The sequence below is a fragment of the Peribacillus sp. NPDC096447 genome, from assembly GCF_044762725.1.
Lineage (GTDB): Bacteria > Bacillota > Bacilli > Bacillales > DSM-1321 > Peribacillus.
This window is the reverse complement of sequence record NZ_JBIWEV010000002.1, coordinates 691,309-714,366: the sequence shown is the minus strand read 5'-3', so window position 1 is coordinate 714,366 and position 23,058 is coordinate 691,309. Positions and strand designations below refer to the sequence as shown.

The 23,058-nt window shown below is 43.6% G+C and carries 21 protein-coding genes and 1 pseudogene; 16 read left to right on the top strand and 6 right to left on the bottom strand.

The window, feature by feature from the left end:
* Window positions 1-8 precede the first annotated feature (8 nt).
* The 3 genes from pucL to ACIQZD_RS10415 all read right to left on the bottom strand — a co-directional run bounded on the left by pucL (window position 9) and on the right by ACIQZD_RS10415 (window position 4,622).
* Window positions 9-1,502: a factor-independent urate hydroxylase gene (pucL, locus tag ACIQZD_RS10425; protein ID WP_402901592.1), complete on the bottom strand. Its 1,494-nt coding sequence runs from the start codon at window positions 1,500-1,502 to the stop codon at window positions 9-11.
* A 15-nt stretch (window positions 1,503-1,517) separates the two neighbouring features.
* On the bottom strand, window positions 1,518-2,843 hold the full coding sequence (locus tag ACIQZD_RS10420) for a nucleobase:cation symporter-2 family protein (RefSeq protein WP_402901589.1): 1,326 nt from the start codon (window positions 2,841-2,843) through the stop codon (window positions 1,518-1,520).
* A gap of 162 nt (window positions 2,844-3,005) precedes the next feature.
* The gene (locus tag ACIQZD_RS10415) at window positions 3,006-4,622 is read right to left on the bottom strand and encodes a PucR family transcriptional regulator (RefSeq protein ID WP_402901586.1); all 1,617 of its coding nucleotides are present in this window, start codon (window positions 4,620-4,622) and stop codon (window positions 3,006-3,008) included.
* Between the two features lie 311 nt (window positions 4,623-4,933).
* Between ACIQZD_RS10415 and ACIQZD_RS10410 the strand changes: the two genes are divergently transcribed.
* The 4 genes from ACIQZD_RS10410 (at window position 4,934) to ACIQZD_RS10395 (ending at window position 10,121) form a co-directional block, all read left to right on the top strand.
* The gene (locus tag ACIQZD_RS10410; RefSeq protein WP_402901583.1) at window positions 4,934-5,989 is read left to right on the top strand and encodes a Rieske 2Fe-2S domain-containing protein; all 1,056 of its coding nucleotides are present in this window, start codon (window positions 4,934-4,936) and stop codon (window positions 5,987-5,989) included.
* A 197-nt stretch (window positions 5,990-6,186) separates the two neighbouring features.
* Complete coding sequence (allC, locus tag ACIQZD_RS10405; protein ID WP_402901580.1) at window positions 6,187-7,434, top strand: allantoate deiminase; 1,248 nt, start codon at window positions 6,187-6,189, stop codon at window positions 7,432-7,434.
* 14 nt (window positions 7,435-7,448) lie between these two features.
* A complete protein-coding gene (locus tag ACIQZD_RS10400) occupies window positions 7,449-8,711 on the top strand; it encodes a pyridoxal-phosphate-dependent aminotransferase family protein (protein WP_402901577.1) in 1,263 nt (420 codons plus the stop codon).
* Window positions 8,712-8,741: 30 nt separating this feature from the next.
* Window positions 8,742-10,121 (top strand): allantoinase, encoded by a 1,380-nt coding sequence (locus ACIQZD_RS10395; protein ID WP_402901574.1) that lies wholly within the window; start codon window positions 8,742-8,744, stop codon window positions 10,119-10,121.
* Between the two features lie 137 nt (window positions 10,122-10,258).
* On the opposite strand, the gene ACIQZD_RS10390 is transcribed toward ACIQZD_RS10395, so the two are convergent.
* Genes ACIQZD_RS10390 through ACIQZD_RS10380 form a run of 3 tightly spaced genes read right to left on the bottom strand, consistent with a single transcriptional unit; the run spans window position 10,259 to window position 12,620 of the window.
* On the bottom strand, window positions 10,259-10,705 hold the full coding sequence (locus ACIQZD_RS10390) for a PaaI family thioesterase (RefSeq protein ID WP_402901569.1): 447 nt from the start codon (window positions 10,703-10,705) through the stop codon (window positions 10,259-10,261).
* 14 nt (window positions 10,706-10,719) lie between these two features.
* The gene (locus ACIQZD_RS10385; protein ID WP_402901564.1) at window positions 10,720-12,270 is read right to left on the bottom strand and encodes a solute symporter family protein; all 1,551 of its coding nucleotides are present in this window, start codon (window positions 12,268-12,270) and stop codon (window positions 10,720-10,722) included.
* Entirely contained in the window at window positions 12,270-12,620 is a 351-nt protein-coding gene (locus ACIQZD_RS10380; RefSeq protein ID WP_402901561.1) for a DUF485 domain-containing protein, read from the bottom strand. The genes ACIQZD_RS10385 and ACIQZD_RS10380 overlap by 1 nt, the downstream gene beginning before the upstream one ends.
* A 273-nt stretch (window positions 12,621-12,893) precedes the next feature.
* On the opposite strand from ACIQZD_RS10380, the gene ACIQZD_RS10375 reads away from it, so the two are divergent.
* From ACIQZD_RS10375 to ACIQZD_RS10320, 12 genes and pseudogenes are all read left to right on the top strand, one after another.
* A complete protein-coding gene (locus ACIQZD_RS10375; protein WP_402901556.1) occupies window positions 12,894-14,222 on the top strand; it encodes a phenylacetate--CoA ligase family protein in 1,329 nt (442 codons plus the stop codon).
* Between the two features lie 190 nt (window positions 14,223-14,412).
* Window positions 14,413-14,650, top strand: a pseudogene (locus tag ACIQZD_RS10370) (ferredoxin).
* A 128-nt stretch (window positions 14,651-14,778) separates the two neighbouring features.
* Window positions 14,779-15,735 (top strand): 1,2-phenylacetyl-CoA epoxidase subunit PaaA, encoded by a 957-nt coding sequence (gene paaA / locus ACIQZD_RS10365; protein ID WP_402901551.1) that lies wholly within the window; start codon window positions 14,779-14,781, stop codon window positions 15,733-15,735.
* 18 nt (window positions 15,736-15,753) lie between these two features.
* A complete protein-coding gene (gene paaB, locus ACIQZD_RS10360) occupies window positions 15,754-16,113 on the top strand; it encodes a 1,2-phenylacetyl-CoA epoxidase subunit PaaB (protein ID WP_402901548.1) in 360 nt (119 codons plus the stop codon).
* A complete protein-coding gene (gene paaC / locus ACIQZD_RS10355; RefSeq protein WP_402901545.1) occupies window positions 16,103-16,903 on the top strand; it encodes a 1,2-phenylacetyl-CoA epoxidase subunit PaaC in 801 nt (266 codons plus the stop codon). The genes paaB and paaC overlap by 11 nt, the downstream gene beginning before the upstream one ends.
* A 24-nt stretch (window positions 16,904-16,927) precedes the next feature.
* Window positions 16,928-17,425 carry a 1,2-phenylacetyl-CoA epoxidase subunit PaaD gene (gene paaD, locus ACIQZD_RS10350; RefSeq protein WP_252280041.1) on the top strand — a complete coding sequence of 166 codons (498 nt, stop codon included), beginning with the start codon at window positions 16,928-16,930 and terminating at the stop codon, window positions 17,423-17,425.
* A 20-nt stretch (window positions 17,426-17,445) separates the two neighbouring features.
* The gene (locus tag ACIQZD_RS10345; protein WP_352922276.1) at window positions 17,446-17,751 is read left to right on the top strand and encodes an EthD family reductase; all 306 of its coding nucleotides are present in this window, start codon (window positions 17,446-17,448) and stop codon (window positions 17,749-17,751) included.
* Window positions 17,748-18,524 (top strand): enoyl-CoA hydratase/isomerase family protein, encoded by a 777-nt coding sequence (locus tag ACIQZD_RS10340; RefSeq protein WP_402901540.1) that lies wholly within the window; start codon window positions 17,748-17,750, stop codon window positions 18,522-18,524. Before ACIQZD_RS10345 ends, ACIQZD_RS10340 begins: the two co-directional genes overlap by 4 nt.
* 10 nt (window positions 18,525-18,534) lie before the next feature.
* Window positions 18,535-19,308 carry an enoyl-CoA hydratase-related protein gene (locus ACIQZD_RS10335; protein ID WP_402901537.1) on the top strand — a complete coding sequence of 258 codons (774 nt, stop codon included), beginning with the start codon at window positions 18,535-18,537 and terminating at the stop codon, window positions 19,306-19,308.
* Between the two features lie 22 nt (window positions 19,309-19,330).
* Window positions 19,331-20,848, top strand: coding sequence for an aldehyde dehydrogenase family protein (locus ACIQZD_RS10330; RefSeq protein WP_402901534.1), 1,518 nt, complete (start codon window positions 19,331-19,333; stop codon window positions 20,846-20,848).
* 120 nt (window positions 20,849-20,968) lie between these two features.
* A complete protein-coding gene (locus tag ACIQZD_RS10325; protein ID WP_402901532.1) occupies window positions 20,969-21,841 on the top strand; it encodes a 3-hydroxyacyl-CoA dehydrogenase in 873 nt (290 codons plus the stop codon).
* Window positions 21,838-23,046: an acetyl-CoA C-acyltransferase gene (locus ACIQZD_RS10320; RefSeq protein ID WP_402901529.1), complete on the top strand. Its 1,209-nt coding sequence runs from the start codon at window positions 21,838-21,840 to the stop codon at window positions 23,044-23,046. The genes ACIQZD_RS10325 and ACIQZD_RS10320 overlap by 4 nt, the downstream gene beginning before the upstream one ends.
* The last annotated feature ends 12 nt before the right edge of the window (window positions 23,047-23,058 follow it).

Below are 23,058 nucleotides of genomic sequence, written 5' to 3'. Positions count from 1 at the left end.
AATACTCCTTAACCGATGTTTTCTTCAGCAGCAGCCAGGATTTTGTTATTTTCGAGATTTTCTTTTTTAACGGTGAAGACCTGAAAGCCGTATGGCGGGCGCGGCTCTGTATATACTTTTCCTTTGGATTCCGGGATTTCGGAAACGACAGTATCCCATGTGTGGTTTTGGGATTCGAATGTAACTTCAAGAAGCTGAGGGAATCTGGTTAAAATACGGCAGCCGATTTCATAAATCAGATTTTGGATCGAAGGAGTCTCCATTTCATGGAAAACGGATGTAGCGATATCGATTATCTGTTCAGCAGCCACGTATTTAGAGGGTTCCACGCCGAATGCATCCTTTTGATCCTCATAGACCCAGTGGAGATTCAAATAGATGAAAAGCGGACGATTTCCATCTTCGGGAAGCGTGGTATACTCATCATGGACAAAACCGACAAAAGAGTTCCCGCTTACTTTGATTAATTGGAGGTCAAGGATGGAACTGCTTTGCTGAACGATTTCGCTGCCGTTTTCCCCGCGGATGATTTCGACGGATGCCTTGGCCCGTTCGTTGCGGGATTTTTTGAATACAAGGTCACTCGGTTTCAATTGAAGATCCGTCGCTTCAGTCACAGTTTCGAAAGGGATATCCTCGGCAATCAATTTAACAGTATCGATTTGAGGATATTTGTTAAGGAAGGCTTCTGACACATATGAAGCAAATCCTTCTAATGTTGCTCCTTTGAATGTGGCTAAATGCCGTTGAATGAAGTTTTTCATCGAATCTGTAGCGACGACCATGGAATTGTCTCCTTCCGTGAAGGAGGGAAGAAAAGATGAGCCGCCAACGGAAACTTTTACATTGGTGCCAAAAATGATATGAGCTCTGCCTGAAAAAGTGGATTCTGGTATTTGTTTGATTCCGGTTAAAGGCTTTGAATAGGTCCTATAGGCAAAAACATTTCCTTTTCCATAACTTAGTGTTTGTGCGGCTGATTTATTTTTCATTGAATTCTCTCCTTCGATTTTGATTTTATCCTGTAAACGAAATAGGGCAATTTTATGAATTTCAGATAGTGCCTTATCGAACTCTATTGTTTCTGAATGGTGAATCCTTGTTTTCATCGATTGATATATGTCATTTTTATCTTTGCCGCGTACAGCCAGGATAAATGGAAAGCCGAATTTATTCATATATTGCCGGTTCAATGATATGAAATTTTCATATTCATCGGCAGTAAGGTCCTTTAAACCGGCGCCATGCTGTTCCTTAGTCGAATCATCACTCATTTCAACTTTGTCCCCTAGGTTCGGGTGCTTCCTGATTAATGTTAACTTTTCTTCCTTTGACGAATTGCTTACAATGTCCACCATGCATCGATGCAGATTGATTATGGATGAAAATGGTCTATTGGCTGCCGCCTTTTCTGCAATCCAAGGTGAATGTTCGAAAGTATCACCAAGGAACATTGTGAACTCCTTTTCGCTAATTGCATTTAGTGACTTAATAGTAATCATTCTAAGGGCTCCTTTTTAAATGCTTTTTGCCATGAACTGATCTGCATCCGTGAAGGTTTTATCTGCCGCCTTTTTCCTTCGAGGAGTCAAGATCACATTCAGGATGATGGCTGTCAGGCTTCCTGTGATGATTCCATCACCGACAACTATTCGGATTGTTTCCGGCAGGCTTGAGAATAACTCGGGAACGACGGTGGCCCCCAGTCCGAGTGAGACGGAACAAGCAATGACCAATAAATTAGCATTATCCGAAAAATCGACGTCATTCAACATTTTAATTCCTGATGAAACGACCATTCCGAACATGACGACGGTAGCACCTCCGAGAACGGCAGTAGGAATCAGTGTAGCGAGTGCTGCGATTTTTGGTACAAGTCCAAGCCCGATTAGAATAAAGCCGGCTACAATGGTGATTGTTCTTTTTTTCACACCGGATAATTGAACGAGGCCTACATTCTGGGCGAATGTACTATAAGGAAAGGCATTGAAAATCCCGCCTAAAGTGAAGGCAAGACCTTCTGCACGGTAGCCCTTGACTATATCTTTTTCACTCAATTCCCTGCCGGTTATTTTTCCTAGAGCAAGGAATGCGCCAGTGGATTCGACAAGGATGACTGTGCCAACCAACATCATCGTAAGTATGGGTGCTATTTCAAAGCTGGGAGTACCGAAGTACAAAGGAGCGGGGATATGGAACCAAGAAGCCTCGGCAACGGTGGAAAAATCCATCTTCCCAAAAAACGTTGAAGCGATCGTTCCTGCTATGATGCCAATCAGAACGGAAATGGAGCGAATGAATCCAGTGAAGCAGCGATTGATTAACAGAATAACGGCGAGGACTCCAAAAGAAAGCATCAAGTTCTCGGCTGATCCAAAGTCTTTGCTGCCGGAACCGCCAGCCATATTCTTTATGCCGGTGGGCACTAAGGATAATCCAATGATGATGACGACGGTACCGGTCACGACCGGCGGGAATAGTTTAAGCAGTTTACCAAATATGTTGGAGAAAAAAATGATGAATAATCCAGCGGCGATGATTGATCCATAGATAGCGGAAATGCCATAATTGCTGCCGATGGATATCATGGGGGTGACTGCTACGAAAGAAGTTCCCAAAACTATCGGGAGGCCAATGCCAAAGTATTTATTTTTCCAAGATTGCAATAATGTAGCGATCCCGCAGGTCAATAAATCAATGGCAATAAGGTAGGCTAACTGTTGAGAATTGAATCCCAATGCCCCGCCGACGATGATCGGCACCAATATGGCACCAGCATACATGGCAAGAACGTGCTGAAGACCTAACGAGAAGGCCTTGGACTTGTTAATTCTGTCATTCATAAAAATAACTCCCTTCTACAATAGCATGTCATTTTATATCACGTGATTTTGTTATGATTAATATCATCATAATAAAAAATCAGAAAATTGTCATTAGTTAGATTAGACAATTTTTGGTTGTGGATATAGACAACTTGCATAAAGTGATGGGAGGCTTTTGCTTTATATTTTAAGTAAGGATTTAATGCGAAGGGCAAGCCGTATCTGGAGTGTGGTCTCCGAATCTTTCAGGCTCTTGCCGAGCAGTTCTTCGCATTTCTCGAGTCTGTATACAACTGTGTTTCGATGTACGAATAACCTTTTGGCAGTTTCGGATATTTGACAATGAGTTTCGAGATAGACGGATAATGTCTGTAATAAGGATTGCTCCTCCTCGGTGAAAACCTTTGAAAATCCCTGTAGTGCATAATGGTGAAAATTCATGAGGTCTTCTTCGGGGATGATCCTCAATAATTCCATAATATCCTTCGTTCGGAATATTTGGATGTATTCGGTCCTTTTCGATAGACCTCCTTCGAGAAGGGAGTCGTTCGCTTCTTTGTAAGAGTTCTTGGTCTGTAAAAAACTCTGGCTCAAATGGCTCACTCCGAAGGAAATCGTACAGCCGAACTGGCTGGCTGTTATCCTTTGCAATGATTTTAGCGAGGTTTCGACAGTTTGGAGAACGTCGGCAGATACTTCATTCACTTCATATAAAAGAATGCATTTCTTGCCTTTGGTAAAGAGATGAATGGGATTGGGTGATAGGCAAAGTTCATCTTCCAAAAACTCGTATATCGAATCAGCCCTTCGTTGCAGCTGTGTGTAACTTATGTCCGAATCGGATTCATCGATCTTTCCGACTGCGCATATATAGGTTTGTTCATTGTGTAAGGAAAACTCCTTTGCCCGATTTATGATTTCCTCTTGTGAGGAGAAACTGCCATCAAGAAAATGAAGGAAGAAATCATTTCGGATATTCCGATCATGCTGTTTAAGGGCGTGTTCTTTCATCAAGGCAAAAGAAATGACATTAGTTGCCTGTTCTATCGTCAATGTTATAAGGTTATCGCTAGTCTTGATTTCTCCCGATATCGTCAAATAACCAAATTTTTCTTCATTCATAAAGATGGGGAAGACAGTATAGGGCTGTTTATTGGAAAGGGACGAAAATGAAAAGAAAGACGTTTTGGTTTTGTGGAATCGGAATCCCTCTTCGCTCATTTTTTTGATTATTGGAGTAATTCCGGCTGTTGAGATTGGTTGGAATATCGGTTTTAGGTACTGGTCAACTAATAAGATGGGGTATCCAATCATATCCGATAAATGATCAAGCAGCTTTTGAATCCCTTTGCCGCGCATGATTAAGTTTGTGAATTGCTTATGTGTTTCCATGGCAAAAGTCAATTCCGCTGCACGTTGATCCAAAATCCCCCGTAATGTATGGTTGATGATTTCCCCGAGTGACAATTCGGCCGGGAGTTCAATGATTGGAAAGGATAAATCATTGGCAAGAACCAGTGCCTCCTCAGGTATTTCCTTTAGGTACCTCCTTGTCTTTATTCCTAGGGCTGCGCAGCCTTGGCTTGCCATCGCTTCGACGAGTGATGACAAGAGATACGGTTTGTCCTTTATGTGATAAGCCGTCGTTACAAGGAATTCATTTGGTTTTAAAAAGTTGATGATATCCGGAGCGTCCATCATATTGACTGTGCGGACTTCCCGTTCGATCCCTGTTTCTCCGGCGATTAAATGCATGCCGTTTAATGCTGGCAATGTTAAAAGTTCGGCTACCTTCATCTGAAACACCTCATTTTGGAAAATTAGAGTATTGAGTGTAAGTTTATAAATACAGGGGAAATGAATCGGTTTTAAATTAGTGCATGTTACTGATATTAGTCAGAATCCCTCGGTTTACTAAGGTGCTTTGCGGATTTTCATTATCATATCATACAAACCCTTTGGCATATCCTACAAATTTCATTGTTTGGATTGCCGGATAAATAAAAATTTTTTTGTATGTTAGGTTTTATAACATTGTTAGTGACATATTATCTTAATTTTGTTAATATTTATAAAAAAATAACGTGTGGATAAGGGAGACCGATAAAATGAGTGAAGGCACAGTTGCTTCCAGTAAGAAAAAAAGAGTAACGCCGTTTCCGAAAGAATGCACATTCAGTAAAGGGGACTGGGATGTATTATCGCAATATTGGTTTCCTGTGGCTGCAGTCGAGGAAGTATCGGAAAAACCGATAGGCATTAAACTTCTGGATGTGCACCTTGTCCTTTATCGGGCCAATGGGAAGATTATCGTTGCGAGGGACCTTTGTCTGCATCGCGGTGTGCCATTAAGCATGGGGTGGGTGGATGGTGATGATATCGTATGCCCTTACCACGGTTTTAGGTATGGTCCGGAAGGGAATTGTACGGGGATACCTGCGCATCCCAACGCTAAAATATCCCCTCGTCTTTGCATTAATATTTATCCCACGATAGAGCGCTACGGCTTGGTTTGGACTTCGATTGCGAGCGATAAAGAGGATATTCCGAAGTTACCGGCCTGGGATGATGAGGAATATTTGAACATCCTGCCGCCATCCATAGACATTGCCGGTTCAGCCGGTCGGCAGATGGAAGGTTTTTTGGATGTGTCCCACTTTGCTTGGGTTCATTCGGAAAGCTTTGCTGATCGTAACAATCCTATCGTTCCTAGTTATAAGGTGGAAAAAACGGAGTATGGCCTGCATGTGGAATACTTAAGTTCCGTCAGTAATTACGGAAAAGGCATGCGGCATTTAGAACCTGACAACTTTGAGTGGCTGCGTGTTTTTGATATCTATCCACCGCTGGCGGCCAGGCTTACTGTCCATTTCCCGGAGGATGGAAAACTTCACATCCTGAACTGTGCCAGTCCGGTTTCGGCACGAAAGACAAGAATGTTTTCGCCGATGGCCCGTAACTTTGATTTAGATGCCCCGGTTGAAGATACTTATGAATTCAATTTGCAGATTTTCAATGAAGATAAGGAAATGGTGGAAAATCAAAAGCCGGAGGAGCTGCCGCTCGATTTGCAAGCGGAAGCGCATATCGCGGCAGATAAGACGTCGATTGCTTATCGTCAGCTATTGAGGGAATTGGGCTTAGGCTCAAATTATACAAGTTGATAAAAAGAGGGTGTCCGGTTTAATGGGCGCCCTCTTCTTTTATTGGTTTGCTTTCAGTTGGTTATTATGCACAAAAAAACACCGAAATACTAACAAAATTGTCAATGAAGTTAAATGTGAAAGCAAGTAAAATAATAGATAACATAAATTTGTGAATATTCATAACATGAGTGGATATTGAGAAGGGAAGCGATGTGATGGGCATTCAAATCGAAAAATTCATAGATGAAAAGGATGATGTTGCGTCGATGATAGAATGGTTAGCATCTTTCGGGGCAACGGAGAGTAATGGGGTGACCCGGTTATTATATTCCAAGGAATGGATGAGCGCTCAGCAGGCAATGAAAGCTGAGATGGAAAAAGAAAATCTCAGAACATATTTTGATAGTGTAGGCAACTTGTTTGGCAGGCTTGAGGGAACGGATCTCTCCGGTGGAATCATTCTGACCGGTTCTCATATAGACACGGTCAAGGATGGGGGGAAATATGACGGCGCATATGGGGTCATCGCTAGTTTCCTGGCAGTTAAGAGGTTGTATAAAGCCTATGGGGCGCCGCGAAAGACGATTGAAGTCGTTTCCTTTTGTGAGGAGGAAGGAAGCAGATTTCCCTTAACGTTTTGGGGGTCGAGGAATATTAAAGGAGTCTATGGCCTTGAGCATGTCAGGGATTTAAAAGATACAGAAGGAATTCCTTTTTTGGAAGCCATGAAAAAGTCAGGGTTTGAACCTGAAGCCTATAAAACCCCGGTCCGCGATGATATTGAACGGTTCGTCGAAATTCATATAGAACAGGGGATGGTGCTTGAAAAGAATGAGAATGCAATTGGGGTCGTCAGCCATATTGTCGGGCAGCGCCGTTATACGGTTAAAATCATTGGTGAGAGTGATCATGCGGGCACCACTCCCATGTCATACAGGAAGGATGCTGTCGGTTTTGCTTCGGAATTCATTTCTTTTTTAACGAAAAAAGCGAAGGGTATGGACCCGGGTTTAGTTGCGACGGTTGGCAGAATGGATGTTAAACCTAATGTTCCGAATGTCATTGCTGGTGAAGTGGAGCTCAGTCTCGATATCAGGCATCACGAGGAAGAGGTTCTTGAAAGGTTTTGTAAGGAAATCTTTTCGACTTTAGATTCCTTGGCAAGGAAAGTTGAAATGAAGCTGGAGGTTTCACAATGGATGGATGTCAAACCTGTTGCGATGGATTCGGAAATGAATCGCCTTGTCCGAAAGGTAGCTGAAGATAAAAATATACCATACCAAGATATAATCAGCGGAGCCGGCCATGATGCACAGGTATTTGGTTCGTTTTGTCCGACTTGCTTGATGTTCGTTCCAAGTAAGGGGGGGATCAGCCACTCGCCTAAGGAGTTTACGAGTGTTGCGGATATGGAAAAGGGAATCGACGTTTTAAGTGAAATACTATATAAATTAGCCTATTAAAGGAGTTGGGGAAAATGGCATATTCAGAATTGAATGCACCGATGAGAACGATCATGACACCAGGACCGGTCGAAGTGGACCCGCGTGTTTTAAGGGCAATGAGCACACCGATATTAGGGCAATTCGATCCTGCATTCACTACAATCATGAATGAAGTGATGGAAATGCTGCGTTTGGTTTTTCAAACGAAAAATAAATGGGCATTCCCGATCGATGGCACCTCAAGATCGGGTAATGAAGCGATTCTATGCAGCATCATTGAGCCGGGAGATAAGGTTTTGGTTCCCATATTCGGTAGATTCGGTCATTTGTTGGTCGAAATCTGTGAGCGATACGGAGCTGAAGTCCATACGATGGAATGTCCTTGGGGAGAGGTGTTCGAACCGCAAGCTGTCATCTCGGAAATCAAGAAAGTCTCCCCTAAAATAACAGCAATCGTTCATGGGGAAACTTCCACTGGTTGTATGCAGCCTTTGAAGGAAATCGGGTTGGCCTGCCGTGAATTGGGTGTCCTGCTTGTCGTGGATGCGGTTGCCTCCATCGGGGGCACCGATGTTAAGGTGGATGAATGGTGTATTGATGGGTTGATAGGAGGGACACAAAAATGCTTGTCCGTTCCTTCAGGTATGGCACCGATTACGTATAATGAGAGAATAGAAGAAATCATCCAGTCCCGCAAAAAGGTGGAACGTGGTATTGCGACGGATGAAGACAACCAAAAGGTTTCGCTCCGCCGTCCGATCACCAGTAATTATTTCGATTTAAGCATGCTGCAGGATTATTGGGGACCGCGCCGCTTGAATCACCATACAGAAGCTACTTCCATGATTTATGCGTTACGTGAAGGATTGCGCCTTGTGCTTGAAGAAGGTCTGGAAACGCGCTTTGCCCGTCATGAACTCCACGAAGCTGCTCTCATTGAAGGGATCAAGGCAATGGGGCTAACATTATTCGGGGATGGGAAAAACAAACTTCCGTGTGTAACTTGCATCGAAATTCCAAAAGGGATCGACGGTGAAGCTGTAAGAGCCATGCTGTTGAATGAATTTGGTATCGAAATCGCTTCCTCGTTTGGTCCGCTTCACGAGAAAATCTGGAGGATCGGGACCATGGGATTCAGTTGCAGGAAAGAAAACATCCTCTTTGTATTGGCTTCCTTGGAAGCTGTCCTTTTGCGCCAAGGGTTCCAAGTTAATCGGGGAGAGGCTTTGCAGGCTGCTCTGGATGTGTATGTGGGAAAGACGGAGAAAGTGGCTGCATCAAAGGGATCTCTTTAATTATAAAACTATTTTGGAGGAGTGGTCCGTATGTCAATATATGATCTTATTATCCGCAATGGATATGTAGTTTTTCCTGATGGAGTGAGGAAAGCTGATCTTGCCATCCAGGATGGGGTGATTGTTAAGATTGGGGATATCCTGGATGGTAAAGGTGATGTAGAGTATGAAGCGGATGGCCAGCATATCTTTCCTGGTATGATTGATGTCCATGTGCATTTTAGCGAACCTGGCCGCGCTCATTGGGAGGGCTTTGAAACAGGATCGCAAATGATGGCGGCGGGAGGCTGCACCACATATTTCGATATGCCATTGAATGGAATCCCTTCAACGATTGATCGAAAGGCTCTCCTTGAAAAGGGCAAGCTCGGTGAGATGAAGTCGGTTGTAGACTTTGGATTATGGGGAGGACTGGTCCCGGGAAATATCGATGATTTAGAGGATCTCGCCAAATCCGGAGTCATCGGATTTAAGGCCTTTCTTTCAGCGACGGGAAATGAGGAATTTGAACGAGCGGATGATTATACCCTTTTACATGGAATGAAGAAAATTGCAGAATTGGGCAAGGTCTTGGCCCTTCATGCGGAAAGTGATCCGATCACTCAGTGGTTCAAGCGGGAAAAAGAGAAGGATGGACTATACAGTGCAAATGATTATGCAGCTACAAGACCTGTGCAAGCGGAAGCGGAGGCTGTGGAACGTGCCATTACATATGCAGAGTTAACGGGCTGTCCGCTGCACTTTGTCCATATTAGCAGTAGTTTGGCCATCGAAAAAATTGAATCGGCCAAACAAAAGGGGCTGGATGTGACGGTCGAGACGTGTCCGCATTATTTATTATTCAATCAGGATGATTTAATAGAAAAAGGTGCGGTTGCAAAATGTGCTCCCCCGCTAAGGGAAAGAGAAGAACAAGAAAGATTGATTACCCGTTTAATAGAAGGGAAATTCGATATGATTTCTTCCGACCACTCACCATGCCCTTATGAACTGAAAGATCCTGCCATACATAATATTTTTGAAGCGTGGGGCGGAATAAGCGGGGGGCAATTTTCGCTGATGTCGATGATAGAATTGGCTGTTTTACATGGTATCCCGCTTCATAAAGTCGCTGAGTGGACAGCTTCAGCCCCGGCAAAAAGGTTCGGTCTCTCCTCTAGAAAAGGACAAATTAAGGTAGGGAAGGATGCAGACCTTGCCATCGTTTCCCTTAATGGTACGCATGAAGTTTCGGAAACGAATTTCTTCGCCAAACATAAGCAAAGCGTTTATATGGGCCATACCTTTCCTTGCCAAATCACGGCTACCATTAATAGAGGGAAAATAGTTTACGAGACTGATGTAATCAGTGAAAGGGAGCGTGGGGAGTGGCTAAAAGTGATAGATTCCAGTATTGCGGTCAATAGCTAGGAAGAAGGGTTATAAAATAAGGGAGGGGGATTCCAAATCGGGAATCCCCTTTTTATAATCTCTGCGTATGTATCATGGGCAAATCAAGGGGAAAAGAAACCGGACAAGTGGATTGCTTGTCCGATTTCAAGCGTTACTTATTCAACTTGGTCGACAAAATATTGATTTTTCCTGTATACCATCGCTTCCATGGTTGCAATCAATTCCCTTTCATTAAACACGTTTATTTTATACCATGCCAGTTTATGGTTTTTCTTTATCCCTTCCGCTCTGGCAGTTAAAGTCTCACCCCGTTTGCCAGCTGATAAGAAGTTGATGTTGTTTGAAACGCCAACAGCAATTTTACCATATGAATTGCTGGCTGCTGCGAACACGTAATCAGCAAGTGAAAAGATAATGGCACCATGAACCGTTCCGTGGCTATTTAGCATGTGGTCACTTGGAATCAATTCTGCTTCCGCTGTGCCGGGACCGAGTTTCGTCAACTTCATCCCGAGAAAAGAAGCATATGGTTCGTCGACCAGAACTTGTTTGATTTGATCGTAATGCAATTCGTGAATATCCTGATCTAAATGTGTGGTCATGGAAATCCCCCTTCTTAATGGTCTTTTGCTGAACTTATCCCATATCCGGTGTTTGATTTGAACAGTACTTCAGCAAAACTGTTTTCGTCATCTTTTGCCTTTGACAAGATTGTGCCTAAATAAGCTCCAATAAAGCCGAGCGGAACGGTGAAAATGGTCGGGTTGCTCATCGTGAAGAGGGGATCGCCTGTGAAAATCCCCATTCCAGGTTCCGGATTCCATACATTGGGGCTGAGCATGACCAGTATGATGGAGCTGAGTAACCCGAATGACATTCCTGTGATCGCTCCGGTTGAGTTGAAGCGTTTCCAATATATTGTGCAAAGGATAATCGGTAAATTGGCACTGGCAGCAATTCCAAGCGCGAGGACTGAAAGAAAAGCGACATTCATTGATTGTGCAAATAAAGCAAGTAGAATCGAAATGACCGCTACGCCGACAGAAGCCAATCGGGCAACGAGTACTTGCTGTTTCTCCGTAATATTTCCATCCTTGATGATTTCACCGTATATATCATGTGCAAAAGCGGATGCCGACGTTAAAACAAGACCGGATACAACCGCTAAAATCGTGGCAAATGCTACAGCAGAAACGAATGCGAATAAAAATTCACCGCCCATGGTTAATGCAAGAAGGGGTGCGGCCATGTTTCCAGCCGGGTTTGCTTCGACAATCCGATCAAACCCAACGAAAGATGCAGCGCCGAAACCAAGGAAAATCGTCATGATGAAAAATATCCCTATAAACCATGTGGAATATACGACGGACTTCCTTGCAGTAGCTGCGTCCTTTACTGTAAAGAAGCGGACGAGTAAATGCGGAAGTCCGGCAGCCCCAAGGACAAGCGACATATTAAATGAAATCATGTCGAGTCCATCGGTGTATTTATTTCCTGGATTCAAAAATTCCTTTCCAAGCGGTGTTGCAGTTTGGACATGATGGAACATCTCTGAAATGTTGAAATTAAAACGGGAAAATACGATGAACGTCATCACAGCAGAACCGCCTAGTAAGAGAACCGCTTTGGTGATCTGCACCCAGCTTGTCGCTGTCATCCCGCCGAAAATTACATAAATCGTCATCAGTACACCGACAAGCAGAACGGATAGCCAATAATCGATGCCGAGCAGCAGCTTAATTAAACCTCCTGCACCGACAAGTTGTGCAATCATGTAAAAGATTGAAATGACAAGTGTGTTAGCCGCAGCAATCCCTCGGACTTTTTTTGATTTGAATCGTGCTGAAATCATGTCTGCCAGCGTAAACTTACCTAAATTGCGAAGTGGTTCCGACACAAGATACAATAAGACAAGAAAGGCAACAAGGTTCCCGATGCTCATGTAAAAGCCATCGAAACCAATCAGTGCGATTGCACCTGTAATTCCCAGGAAAGAAGCGGCTGACATAAAGTCACCTGCTACGGCAAGTCCGTTTTGCCATGCTGTCAATCCGCCGCCAGCAGTATAAAAATCACTGGCATTTTTCGTCTTCTTAGAAGAGTAATAGGTTATTGTAAGCGTTAACACAATGATGCCCAAAAAAAGCATGAGGGAAAAAATGCTCATTAGCCCAGCTCCTTCTCATATTTATTCAAGATATTTTTAGCCAACTTGTCGTACTTCGCTGATTTTTTTATATAGACGATTCCCCCTATCCATACGACGGCAAATTGGAGGAGTGCGTATACCCAAGCCCAAGTAATATGGAAGAAGGCCTCGCCTTTCAACACTTCGCTATAAGCAGCTAAAATTGGCAGAACAAAATAAAAAGCAAGAAAGAAGAGAGTGACAGGTACGATGAAGGCTTTTTTCTTTTGGATTAGTTCCTTGAATTCCTTCGTTTCAATTAATTGACGATACTTGTTTCCGCTGTCATGACTTGCTGGTTTATGCCCTGTTTTAACCGGTGATTCCATAATAATCCCCCTTTTTCGTTATAGTACATTTTTGAAACGTCCGTTAAAAAAGTGATACATCACTATTAAGTTAACATAGTCAGAATATTTAGTAAATTAAAAAATGATTTTTTTGTTTATTCTGTCATTTTTTGTAGAATTATAAAAAACTTTATTGACAACGTAGAAATGACGTATTAATCTTGAAGTGAATCATAACAATAATTAAATCTCCGTTTTATTACCGTTATGCATGTCGGTGGGACAATAGTAAAATTGAGGGGGACTTAAAAAATGTACAATCCGGAAGTTGAAACGGCTTCGCGTGCTGAAATGGAAAGTCTACAAATGGCTCGCTTAAAAAAAACGATAAGCCATGTATATGAAAATGTACCTTATTACAGAGAAAAATTTAGAGAGATGGGCCTGGAACCAGAAGATATTCAAACTCTAAACGATGTGATAAAGCTTCCCTTTACAAAAAAACAGACTCTTCGTGATCAGTATCCATTCGGTTTATTCGCCGTTCCGATGGAGGATGTCACACGCATTCATGGTTCATCCGGAACAAGCGGAAAGCCTACAATTGTCGGGTATACGAAAAATGATTTGGAAAACTGGGCAACAATTGTTGCACGTGGAATTGTAGCTGCAGGAGGTCGCAAGTCAGATATTTTCCATAACGCATATGGATATGGTCTGTTTACAGGGGGCCTTGGTCTGCATTGCGGTGCAGAAAAGCTAGGAGTTGCGACAGTACCCATTTCAGGGGGGAATACCGATAGGCAGATAACGATCATCAATGATTTTAAACCGCGCGGCATTTGTGGAACGCCTACTTATATTTTGAATATCGCTGAAAAGATGGAAGAGATGGGAATTGATCCTGCTGATAATGGTCTTGAGTATGGGATTTTCGGAGCTGAACCATGGTCAGAGGCAATGAGGGCAACACTTGAGAGGAAACTGAACTTGAAAGCCATCGATATTTACGGACTAAGTGAAATCATGGGGCCCGGAGTTGCGATAGAATGCCATGAAGCACAGGATGGACTGCATATTGCAGAAGACCATTTTCTTGTCGAGGTCATTAACCCGGACACGCTTGAACCAGTTGAGGACGGCGTAGATGGGGAACTTGTCTTTACCAGCCTTACAAAGGAAGCGCTGCCAATCATTCGTTATCGTACAGGTGATATCGCCTCAATTACTCATGAACCGTGTAAATGCGGGCGTACGACAACTAGAATGTCCCGTGTTAAAGGCAGAACGGATGATATGATCATTGTCAGGGGAGTGAATGTATTTCCATCTGAAATAGAGCGTGTGTTATTCCAAATGGAGGGAATTGTCCCTCATTATCAGATTCATCTCGTTAAGAAGGGGAAAATGGACGGTGTTGAACTGCACATTGAAATTGAAAGCGGTTTCTACAGGGAGATTGAAGAAGACTTAACGCATGGAAATGTAGAGATATTAAGGAAAACGATTCAGCATCATTTGAAATCCGCATGTCTTGTAACGATGGATATTGTTGTCAACATCCCAAAAAGCATTCCTCGTTCAGAAGGAAAAGCCATTCGTGTCGTTGATAAGCGGAAGGATGAAGTCCTTCGTTTATAAATTCCGTGCTCATGAAACATAGCGTTGAAACCGTACGATTCTAATCGTTTAGTATTTGCCTGCTTATGTACCGATTGCGATACGTGGAGCTGGAGAAACCAAACAAGAAAACGCGATACATAAAGCGGGGTCATCAGTTAAAGGAAGAGAAGATGGAGCCAATCATGCAATAGAGAAGGAGGAGGGGATCTTGGTTAAGTATACAGTTGTGGATCAAGAAACTTGCATCGCATGGCGCGTGCGGTGCTGCTGCACCGGAAATCTTTGATTACAATGATGAGGGAGTGGCATTCGTTATCCTGGATGAAAATGAAGGAACAGCAGAGGTCGAGGAAGATTTATTTGATGATCTGGATGATGCAGTGGAGGGCTGTCCGACAGATTCAATTAAAGTGGCAACTTCTCCCATTAAAGTTTTAGTGGATTAAAAGATTCGTGAAATTTCCTGGTAATTTCCTTTAATTTCGAAAAAAGACAGAATAATCTTGCATTAAGTATAACAATTAAATATAATAACGTTATATAAACGTTATATTATAAAAAAGAGGTGATTTGAATGAACGTTCTTTTAAATGATATGGCAGGAGAAGAAAAGCTAAATCAATTCATTGCCAGAATCGAAGCAGGAGAAAAGATAGAAGCGGATGATTGGATGCCGGAAGAATACCGGGGAACGTTAATCAAGTTAATATCGATGCATGGAATCAGTGAAATCATGGGGGCGCTTCCAGAAAAGGAATGGGTACCTAAAGCCCCGACCTTAAACAGAAAACTTGGAATCATGGCAAAGGTGCAGGATGAAATGGGACATGGGCAATTATTGCTCCGAGTCGCCGAGGATTTGCTAAAGCCGTACAGTAAAAAACGGGATGACCTTATGCAAGATTTATTTAAAGGAGATTTAAAGTTTCATAATGTTTTCCATATGGAAGCAAAATCCTGGGGCGATGCTGGATTGATTGGCTGGCTGGTTGATGGTGCAGCCATCATTTCACAGACGAACATGCTAGGCGCCTCATACGGACCTTATGCCCGGGCATTACAAAGGATTTGCGCGGAAGAAGTTTTCCATGCCCAGCATGGTGAAGCGATAATCATGGCTTTGGCTGAAGGGACGGAAGAACAAAGGAAATTGGTTCAAGACTCCATCAATTATTGGTGGGAATCTTTATTACTCTTTTTTGGACCTCCCAGCAAGAATGAAGTGGGCACATCCAAACAGGATATAACGATTAAGTACAGAATCAGAACCAGTACGAACGAAGAGCTTCGACAAGCCTTTTTTTCTAAATATGTGAAGCGGATCCTTTCACTCGGATTTAGCATTCCAGATGAAACGCTTAGGTTTGACAAAGCATCTGAAACCTGGATTTACCAACAACCCGATTGGGGGAAATTGAAGGTATTCGCAAGGAATGAAGGTCCCCGTTCACAGGATCGCTTAAGTCTTCGGAGAATTTCTTATGAAAATAATAAATGGGTACGTGAGGCATTGGCGCCAAAGGTCATCTAAGGGAGGGGGAAGGACGATATGGAAACTAGACAAGGAAATTACTTTGAAGAATTTGAAGTATTTAGCCGTAAAACGCAATCATCACCCGTTCAATACCACTTCAGCCTGCTGGCCCCGAATGAGGATATCGCCATCATGATGGCACAAGAAAACTTCATGAGACGTGAAGCGGTTGATGATATCTGGGTCGTGAAAAGACAGAATATACGGAAAATGACGATCGAGGAAAAGAAAACGCTTCAACGTATCGATAATAAAGACTACAGGACCACAAAAGGATACGGGTATTTAAAGAAAAAATGGCGGAAGTATGAGCAGGGAATGCTCGATGAAAAAGAGATAATGTCTTGGGCTGGAGGTGTGAAAAATGAAGAATGAATCATTGAAGGACATCGCAATCAAGGAATTGCTGCTTCAACTGGCTGACGATGACTTCATCCATTCATACCGCGGTGCAGAATGGTTGGGACTTGCACCGCATATCGAAGAAGATGTTGCATCCGCTTCGATATCTCAAGACACGATGGGGCATGCAGCCATATATTATAAATTACTTGAAGAACTCGGTGAAGGGGATGCTGATAAGCTGGCTCACGACCGTCCCGCCAAGGAACGGCGCAATGCAATCATTCTCGAATTGGTCAATGGTCCTGGTTACTATATGAAAGACCCGGATTATGATTGGGCGTTTGCGGTAGTGCGGAATTATTTTTATACCCAAGCCAAAGCGATTAAGGTTCAATCCCTTCATTCATGTTCATATGAACCGCTTGCTGAAGTGGCCCAAAAGGTACAGATGGAACTTTACTATCATTTGATGCACTGGAAAACATGGTTCGTCCAATTGCTGGGATCTGGTCACTTGGAAGCGGTTTCGAGAATGAAAGCGGCGATCGGGAAAACAATGCCCGATTTTGCTGGCGTATTTTCACTTGGACAATATGGAGAGGAAATGGTTGAGCTCGGCTTGATAGAGGGCGAAGCTGTCTTACAGAAAAAATGGATCGAGGCCATCACACCAATTTTTGAAAGTGTCGGCTTGGCAACAACGATTCAAATAGGGATGGCAAGAGGTGATGGTCGTAATGGCCAGCATACGGAAGATTTGGAAAAGGCGCTAGAAACGCTAAGTGAAGTATACGCAAGCGATAAGGCAGCTTCATGGTGAATCAATAGAAAGGGGAGGGGTACCATGGCGACCGTACAGTTAAACACAGAAGAAATATATAAGCTCCTGGAAGACGTTAAAGATCCCGAAATCGATACAGTAAGTATTCTGGATTTAGGGATGGTTGAAGACGTGACGGTTTCGGGCCAGGACGTTTCGGTAAAAATGCTGCCAACTTTTCTTGGGTGCCCGGCATTGTCGATCATTCAAAAAAATGTGGAAACAGCCCTTCGACAGCTGCCTGCCGTAAAAAATGTAAGTGTGGAATTTTTACGTTCCCCTTCATGGACATCCGATCGAATTACGGAAAAGGGGAAAGCTGGATTGAAGGTTTTCGGAATCTCCCCTCCTCCTCGACAAATGAAAAGTGATGGATCATGGCATGTGGATTGCCCATATTGTGAATCGACATATGTCACGATGGAAAATATCTTCGGTCCAACGGCCTGCCGCAGCATTTTATATTGTAAGGCATGCAAAAATCCGTTCGAAGCGATGAAACCAATGATAAAAATAATCTAATAAAATGGAGGTTCTATAAAATGGTAAAGTTAATCGCCCTATACAAACAACCTGAAAACAAGGAAGAGTTCGATGAGCACTATTTCAATGTACATGGTCCGATAACGGAAAAAATTCCTGGACTTCAAAAAATGGAGGTCACTAAAATTGTAGGGACCCCAATGGGCAAAGACTCTGAGTATTACATCCTTTGTGAAATGTATTATGAAGACCACGATGCATTGCAACAAGGAATGCGTTCCCCGGAAGGAAAGGCATCAGGGAAAGACCTAATGGGCTTTGCCGGGAAACTTGTAACGATGATGATCGGCGAAGAAGTAAAATGAATGCGCTTCAATTCATTGAAACGTCAATCGCGGATGGCATTGGTTATATCTCTTTAAATCGGCCGAAGCAACTGAATGCCCTTAACAGGAAAATGGTGAGGGAAATAGTTTCAACAATGGAAGAATTCGACCGGGACCCACAAGTGAAGGTGATCTTGCTATCGGGCAATGGAAAAGCATTTTCCGCTGGAGCAGATATTGACGAGATGGTGAACGAAAATCCAATCAGTATGGAGTTAACGAACCAATTTGCCGATTGGGACCGAATAAGCCTAGTCAAGAAGCCTGTTATTGGTGCGGTGAAAAGTTTTGTATTCGGCGGTGGTTTTGAACTTGCTTTATCCTGTGATTTCCTGATTGCCGCCAGCGATACCCAGTTTTCCTTCCCGGAAGTGACACTAGGGGTCATGCCTGGTGCGGGAGGAACCCAAAGGTTGACGAAATTGGTAGGCAAGACAAAGGCACTTGAATGGATGTTGACGGCTGAAAGGATAAAGGCAAAGACAGCTCTGCAATATGGTTTCATTAATAAGATCGTGGCACCTGAATTGTTAATGGAAGAAACGGTTGATTTTGCCAGGAAGATAGCAAAGCAACCCCCGTTAGCTGTAAGGCTGATTAAAGAATCCGTCAATAAAGCCGTTGATTACCCCTTATATGAGGGCATGCAATTTGAACGAAAGAACTTCTATATTCTTTTTGCATCAGAGGACCAAAAAGAAGGAATGAAAGCATTTGTAGAAAAAAGAGAGCCGGATTTCACAGGCGGATAAGGGGTGCTCTATGTACGAAACCATCAAATATAGGGTTGAAAATGGAGTGGCATGGCTTACTTTGAACCGTCCTGATAAACTTAATGCCTTTACGTCCCAAATGAATAAGGAAATACAGAAAGCGATAAAAATATCTGCGGGGTCAGATGAAGTGCGGGCCATTATCATTACTGGGGAAGGCAGGGCCTTTTGTTCGGGGCAGGATTTATCGGCTGTTGATGAGGGCATGAATTTAGGCCAGAAGCTGCGCGAAGACTACGGTCCGATGATGCAGCAAATAGCAAACTGTGAAAAACCGATCATTGCCGCAGTCAATGGAGTGGCTGCAGGTGCTGGCTTCAGTCTGGCGCTGGCATGCGATTTCCGGCTTGTTTCTGAAAAAGCCAGTTTTTTAAATGCTTTTGTCAATATCGGGTTGATTCCTGATTCAGGGAATCTGTATTACCTTTCGCGGATCGTTGGTCATGCGAAAGCCTTGGAATTATCTTTATTGGGGGAAAAGGTAACGGCTAGTGAGGCGAAAAATATCGGACTCGCTACAAAAGTGATCGGTTTGGAGGAATGGAACGAGGAATTGAAAGCCTTTGCAGAGAATATCGCAAACAAACCAACGAAAGCGATAGGTTTAATCAAGAGATACTTAGAGGCGTCCTACCACCTTTCATTGGAAGAATACTTAAAAGAAGAAGCGGAGGGTCAGCGAATTGCTGGCTTAACGAAGGATTATGCAGAAGGTGTGGCAGCATTCACTGAAAAAAGGAAAGCTCAATTCATAGGCAAGTAATATAGAAAAGGGAGTGGGATTAATGGTTAGAGTACAAGAGGCGGCATTTGAAAAAGCGGAAATGAAGCGTGATTATTATCATCTGATCATTAATGGAGAAAGAGTGGAAAGCTCGGATGGTTCCACGATTGATGCGTATAATCCTGCAACTGGTGAAATCATTGCCAAGGTTGCAAAGGCGACCAAGGAAGATGCAGAAAAGGCTGTTCAAGCTGCACGTGAAGCATTTGATAACGGGAAATGGAAGAGGACTCCGATTAACAAACGGTCTCGTGTTTTGAACAAAATTGCAGCGATCATGCGTTCACGCTTTAATGAATTGGTTGAATTGGAGGTCCTAAACAGCGGCAAATCCATCTCTGCAGCGCAAGGCCAAGTCATGCAGGCAATTGAAGATTTCGAGTTTTATGCAGGAGCTTTAGTTGCACATCGCGGATCTGTCAATAATGTTCCTGGTCAATTCCATAACTATACGGAAAAAGAGCCAGTAGGTGTTTGTGCTCAAATCATCCCTTGGAATTACCCTATGATGATGGCTGCGTGGAAGATTGCACCTGCAATCGCAGTCGGCTGTTCGGTAATAGTTAAACCAGCTTCGTTAACGCCGCTGACTGCCATTGTATTAGGCGAAATCTGTTTAGAAGCTGGTGTTCCTTCCGGCGTGGTCAATATCATTCCAGGACCTGGATCTGACGTAGGGAATTACCTTGTCGAACATCCGAAAGTGAATAAGGTGGCCTTCACGGGTTCTACGCCAATCGGCAGGGATCTCATGGGCAAAGCTTCACAGACATTAAAAAGGGTGACATTGGAGCTTGGCGGTAAGTCCCCTAATATTGTTTTTGAGGATGCAGACCTTGAAGCGGCCATCGATGGATCATTATATGGAATTTTCTACAATACTGGGCAGTCTTGCGAAGCGAGATCCCGTTTATACGTTCACGAAGACATATATGATGAGTTCGTTGCCAGATTCGTAGAAAAAACGAAAAAATTGAAATTGGGCAATCCGCTCGATAAAGAAACACACGTCGGTGCAGTCATAGATCAAGGGCAATTGGATGTCATCGACAATTATGTACAATCTGCCATTACTGATGGAGCGAAAATCCTCACAGGAGGAAAGCCAGCGGTCATCAAAGGTTTCGAAAACGGTTTTTGGTATGAGCCGACGGTCATAGCGAATGTCAATCATGATATGGATGTTGTGAAAGAGGAAATATTCGGGCCGGTCGTTGTCATAATGAAATTCAAAGATGAAAAAGAAGCCGTGAGACTCGCGAATGATACGGAATTCGGTTTGGGTTCAGCCCTCTGGACAAAAGACGGCGGGCGTGCGACTAGAGTGGCCAATCAAATAGAAGCGGGAATCGTCATGGTGAATTGCCCATTCTCCGCATTTCCTGGAACACCTTTCGGAGGGTATAAGCAATCAGGATTCGGCAGGGAACTTTGTATTGAGACACTTGATCTTTATACAGAAACGAAAAGCATCATTTCCTATCATGGAAGCCGTCCCTTAAATCCCTTTGGAATTTAATAAAACATAAAATAGGCGGCTGGCTCAACGGTATGTCGGAAAAGTAATTCAGGTATGAATGAATGCTGATCTGATTCATCCGCAGCCAGCTCTATTTATTTTTGAAGGAGGAATGAACGAATGATTAGAAATCTAGTGATTGTCGGATCTGGTGTCATGGGCAGGGGAATAGCTTATGTAGGAGCAACAGGGGGCTTTAATGTAGTACTGGTGGATGTGAATCAGGACGCTTTGGAAAGTGCAAGAAACGAGATAGATGCCATTTTTGAGAAGGGTGTGCGCTACCAAAAAATCACCCAGGAAGAAGCGGCAGCTGCAAAAAGCAGATTTTCCTATTCTTCCAATTTGAAAGAATCAGCAGCATATGCCGACTTGATCATAGAGGCAGTTCCGGAAAAGGCGGAAATTAAGAGGGCAGTCTTTGAAACGATTGAAGTCCATGCAAAAGAAGACTGTTATTTTGCAACCAATACGTCCACGATGAGCCCGACGGAAATTGGTTCTTATGGAAAACGTCCCGAAAAAACGATTGCCATGCATTTTTTCAATCCTGTACAAAAGATGCCGCTCGTTGAAATTGTACGTGGGCTTGAAACCAGCGATGAAACGGCAGCCGTAATAAAAGAGGTAGCCGGAAAAATGGGAAAAGAAACCGTGGTCATAAATGAATTCCCTGGGTTTGTTACCAGCAGGATCAGCTGTTTGGTTGGTAATGAAGCGTTCTATATGCTTCAAGAAGGTTTAGGCACACCGGAGGAAATCGATAAGGCAATCAAGTTAGGGCTGAATTACCCGATGGGACCATTTGAGCTAGGTGATTTGGTGGGACTGGATGCCCGTTTGAATAATTTAAAATACTTACATAGTAAGCTTGGTGAGAAATACCGCCCGGCTCCCCTCCTTGAACAGTATGTTAAAGCTGGCAGGCTCGGCCGTAAATCAGGTAAAGGTGTGTACGATTATACAAAAGACGGCGAGCTGGTGAGGAAATGAAGGATGTTGTGATCATTGATGCTGTGAGAACACCAATCGGAAGATATAAAGGCGCACTGAAAAGCGTTCGCCCGGATGACCTCGGTGCAATTGTAATCAAGGCGCTTACCGATCGCAATCCAGAGCTGCCGCCAGATCAAATTGAGGATGTCATCTTCGGGAATGCAAATCAAGCTGGAGAGGATAATCGTGATGTGGCCCGGATGTCCGCCCTTTTAGCTGGTCTTCCGGTAAACGTAGCTGGAACGACAATCAATCGTTTATGTGGCTCCGGACTGGATGCCGTCATGTATGCTGCACGCTCCATTGCTGTAGGTGAAGGCGATATTTATATCGCAGGCGGTACTGAAAGCATGACAAGGGCGCCGTACGTCATGGCCAAACCTGATAGTGAATTTCCGCGGGGGTCAATGGAGCTTCAGGATACAACGATCGGATGGCGTTTCACGAATGAGAAACTTCAAGAAATGTATGGCGCGGATTCCATGCCTCAAACGGCTGAAAACGTCGCCCTGCGTTTTTCGGTTTCAAGGGAGGACCAAGATCAATTCGCGTATCAAAGCCAGCAAAGAGCGAAAAAAGCAGTGGAAAATGAGCGTTTCATTAATGAAATCGTACCTGTTCGATATACGGATCGTAAAGGGAATGAGGTCATTATCGAGAAGGATGAACACCCTCGTCCTGACACGACCATCGAAAAGTTGGAAAAACTCAAACCGATCTTTAAAGGCGGCACCGTAACGGCCGGTAATGCTTCAGGTGTAAATGATGGAGCCTCGGCATTACTTTTGATGAGTGCAGAAAAAGCACGGCAGCTTGGATTGAAGCCTCTGGCCAAATATGTTGTAGGGGCGGTAGCGGGCTTAGAACCGTCCATTATGGGCCTTGGTCCGATTCATGCCACTAAAAAGGCATTGGAGCGGGCAAGTTTGACGATTGAAGATATCGGGCTAGTGGAATTGAATGAAGCATTCGCTTCCCAATCCTTGGAGTGCATACGCCAGTTGAAATTGGATCAGGAGAAAGTGAATGTCAACGGCGGGGCAATAGCGTTTGGCCATCCCCTCGGTGCAAGCGGGGCGCGTATTTTAACAACACTTGTCCACGAAATGAAAAAGCGGAAAGTACGCTATGGTCTTGCGACGATGTGTGTAGGCGTTGGTCAAGGCATATCGGCCATTATAGAAAATATTGAAACAAATTAAGGGGAGGAGACT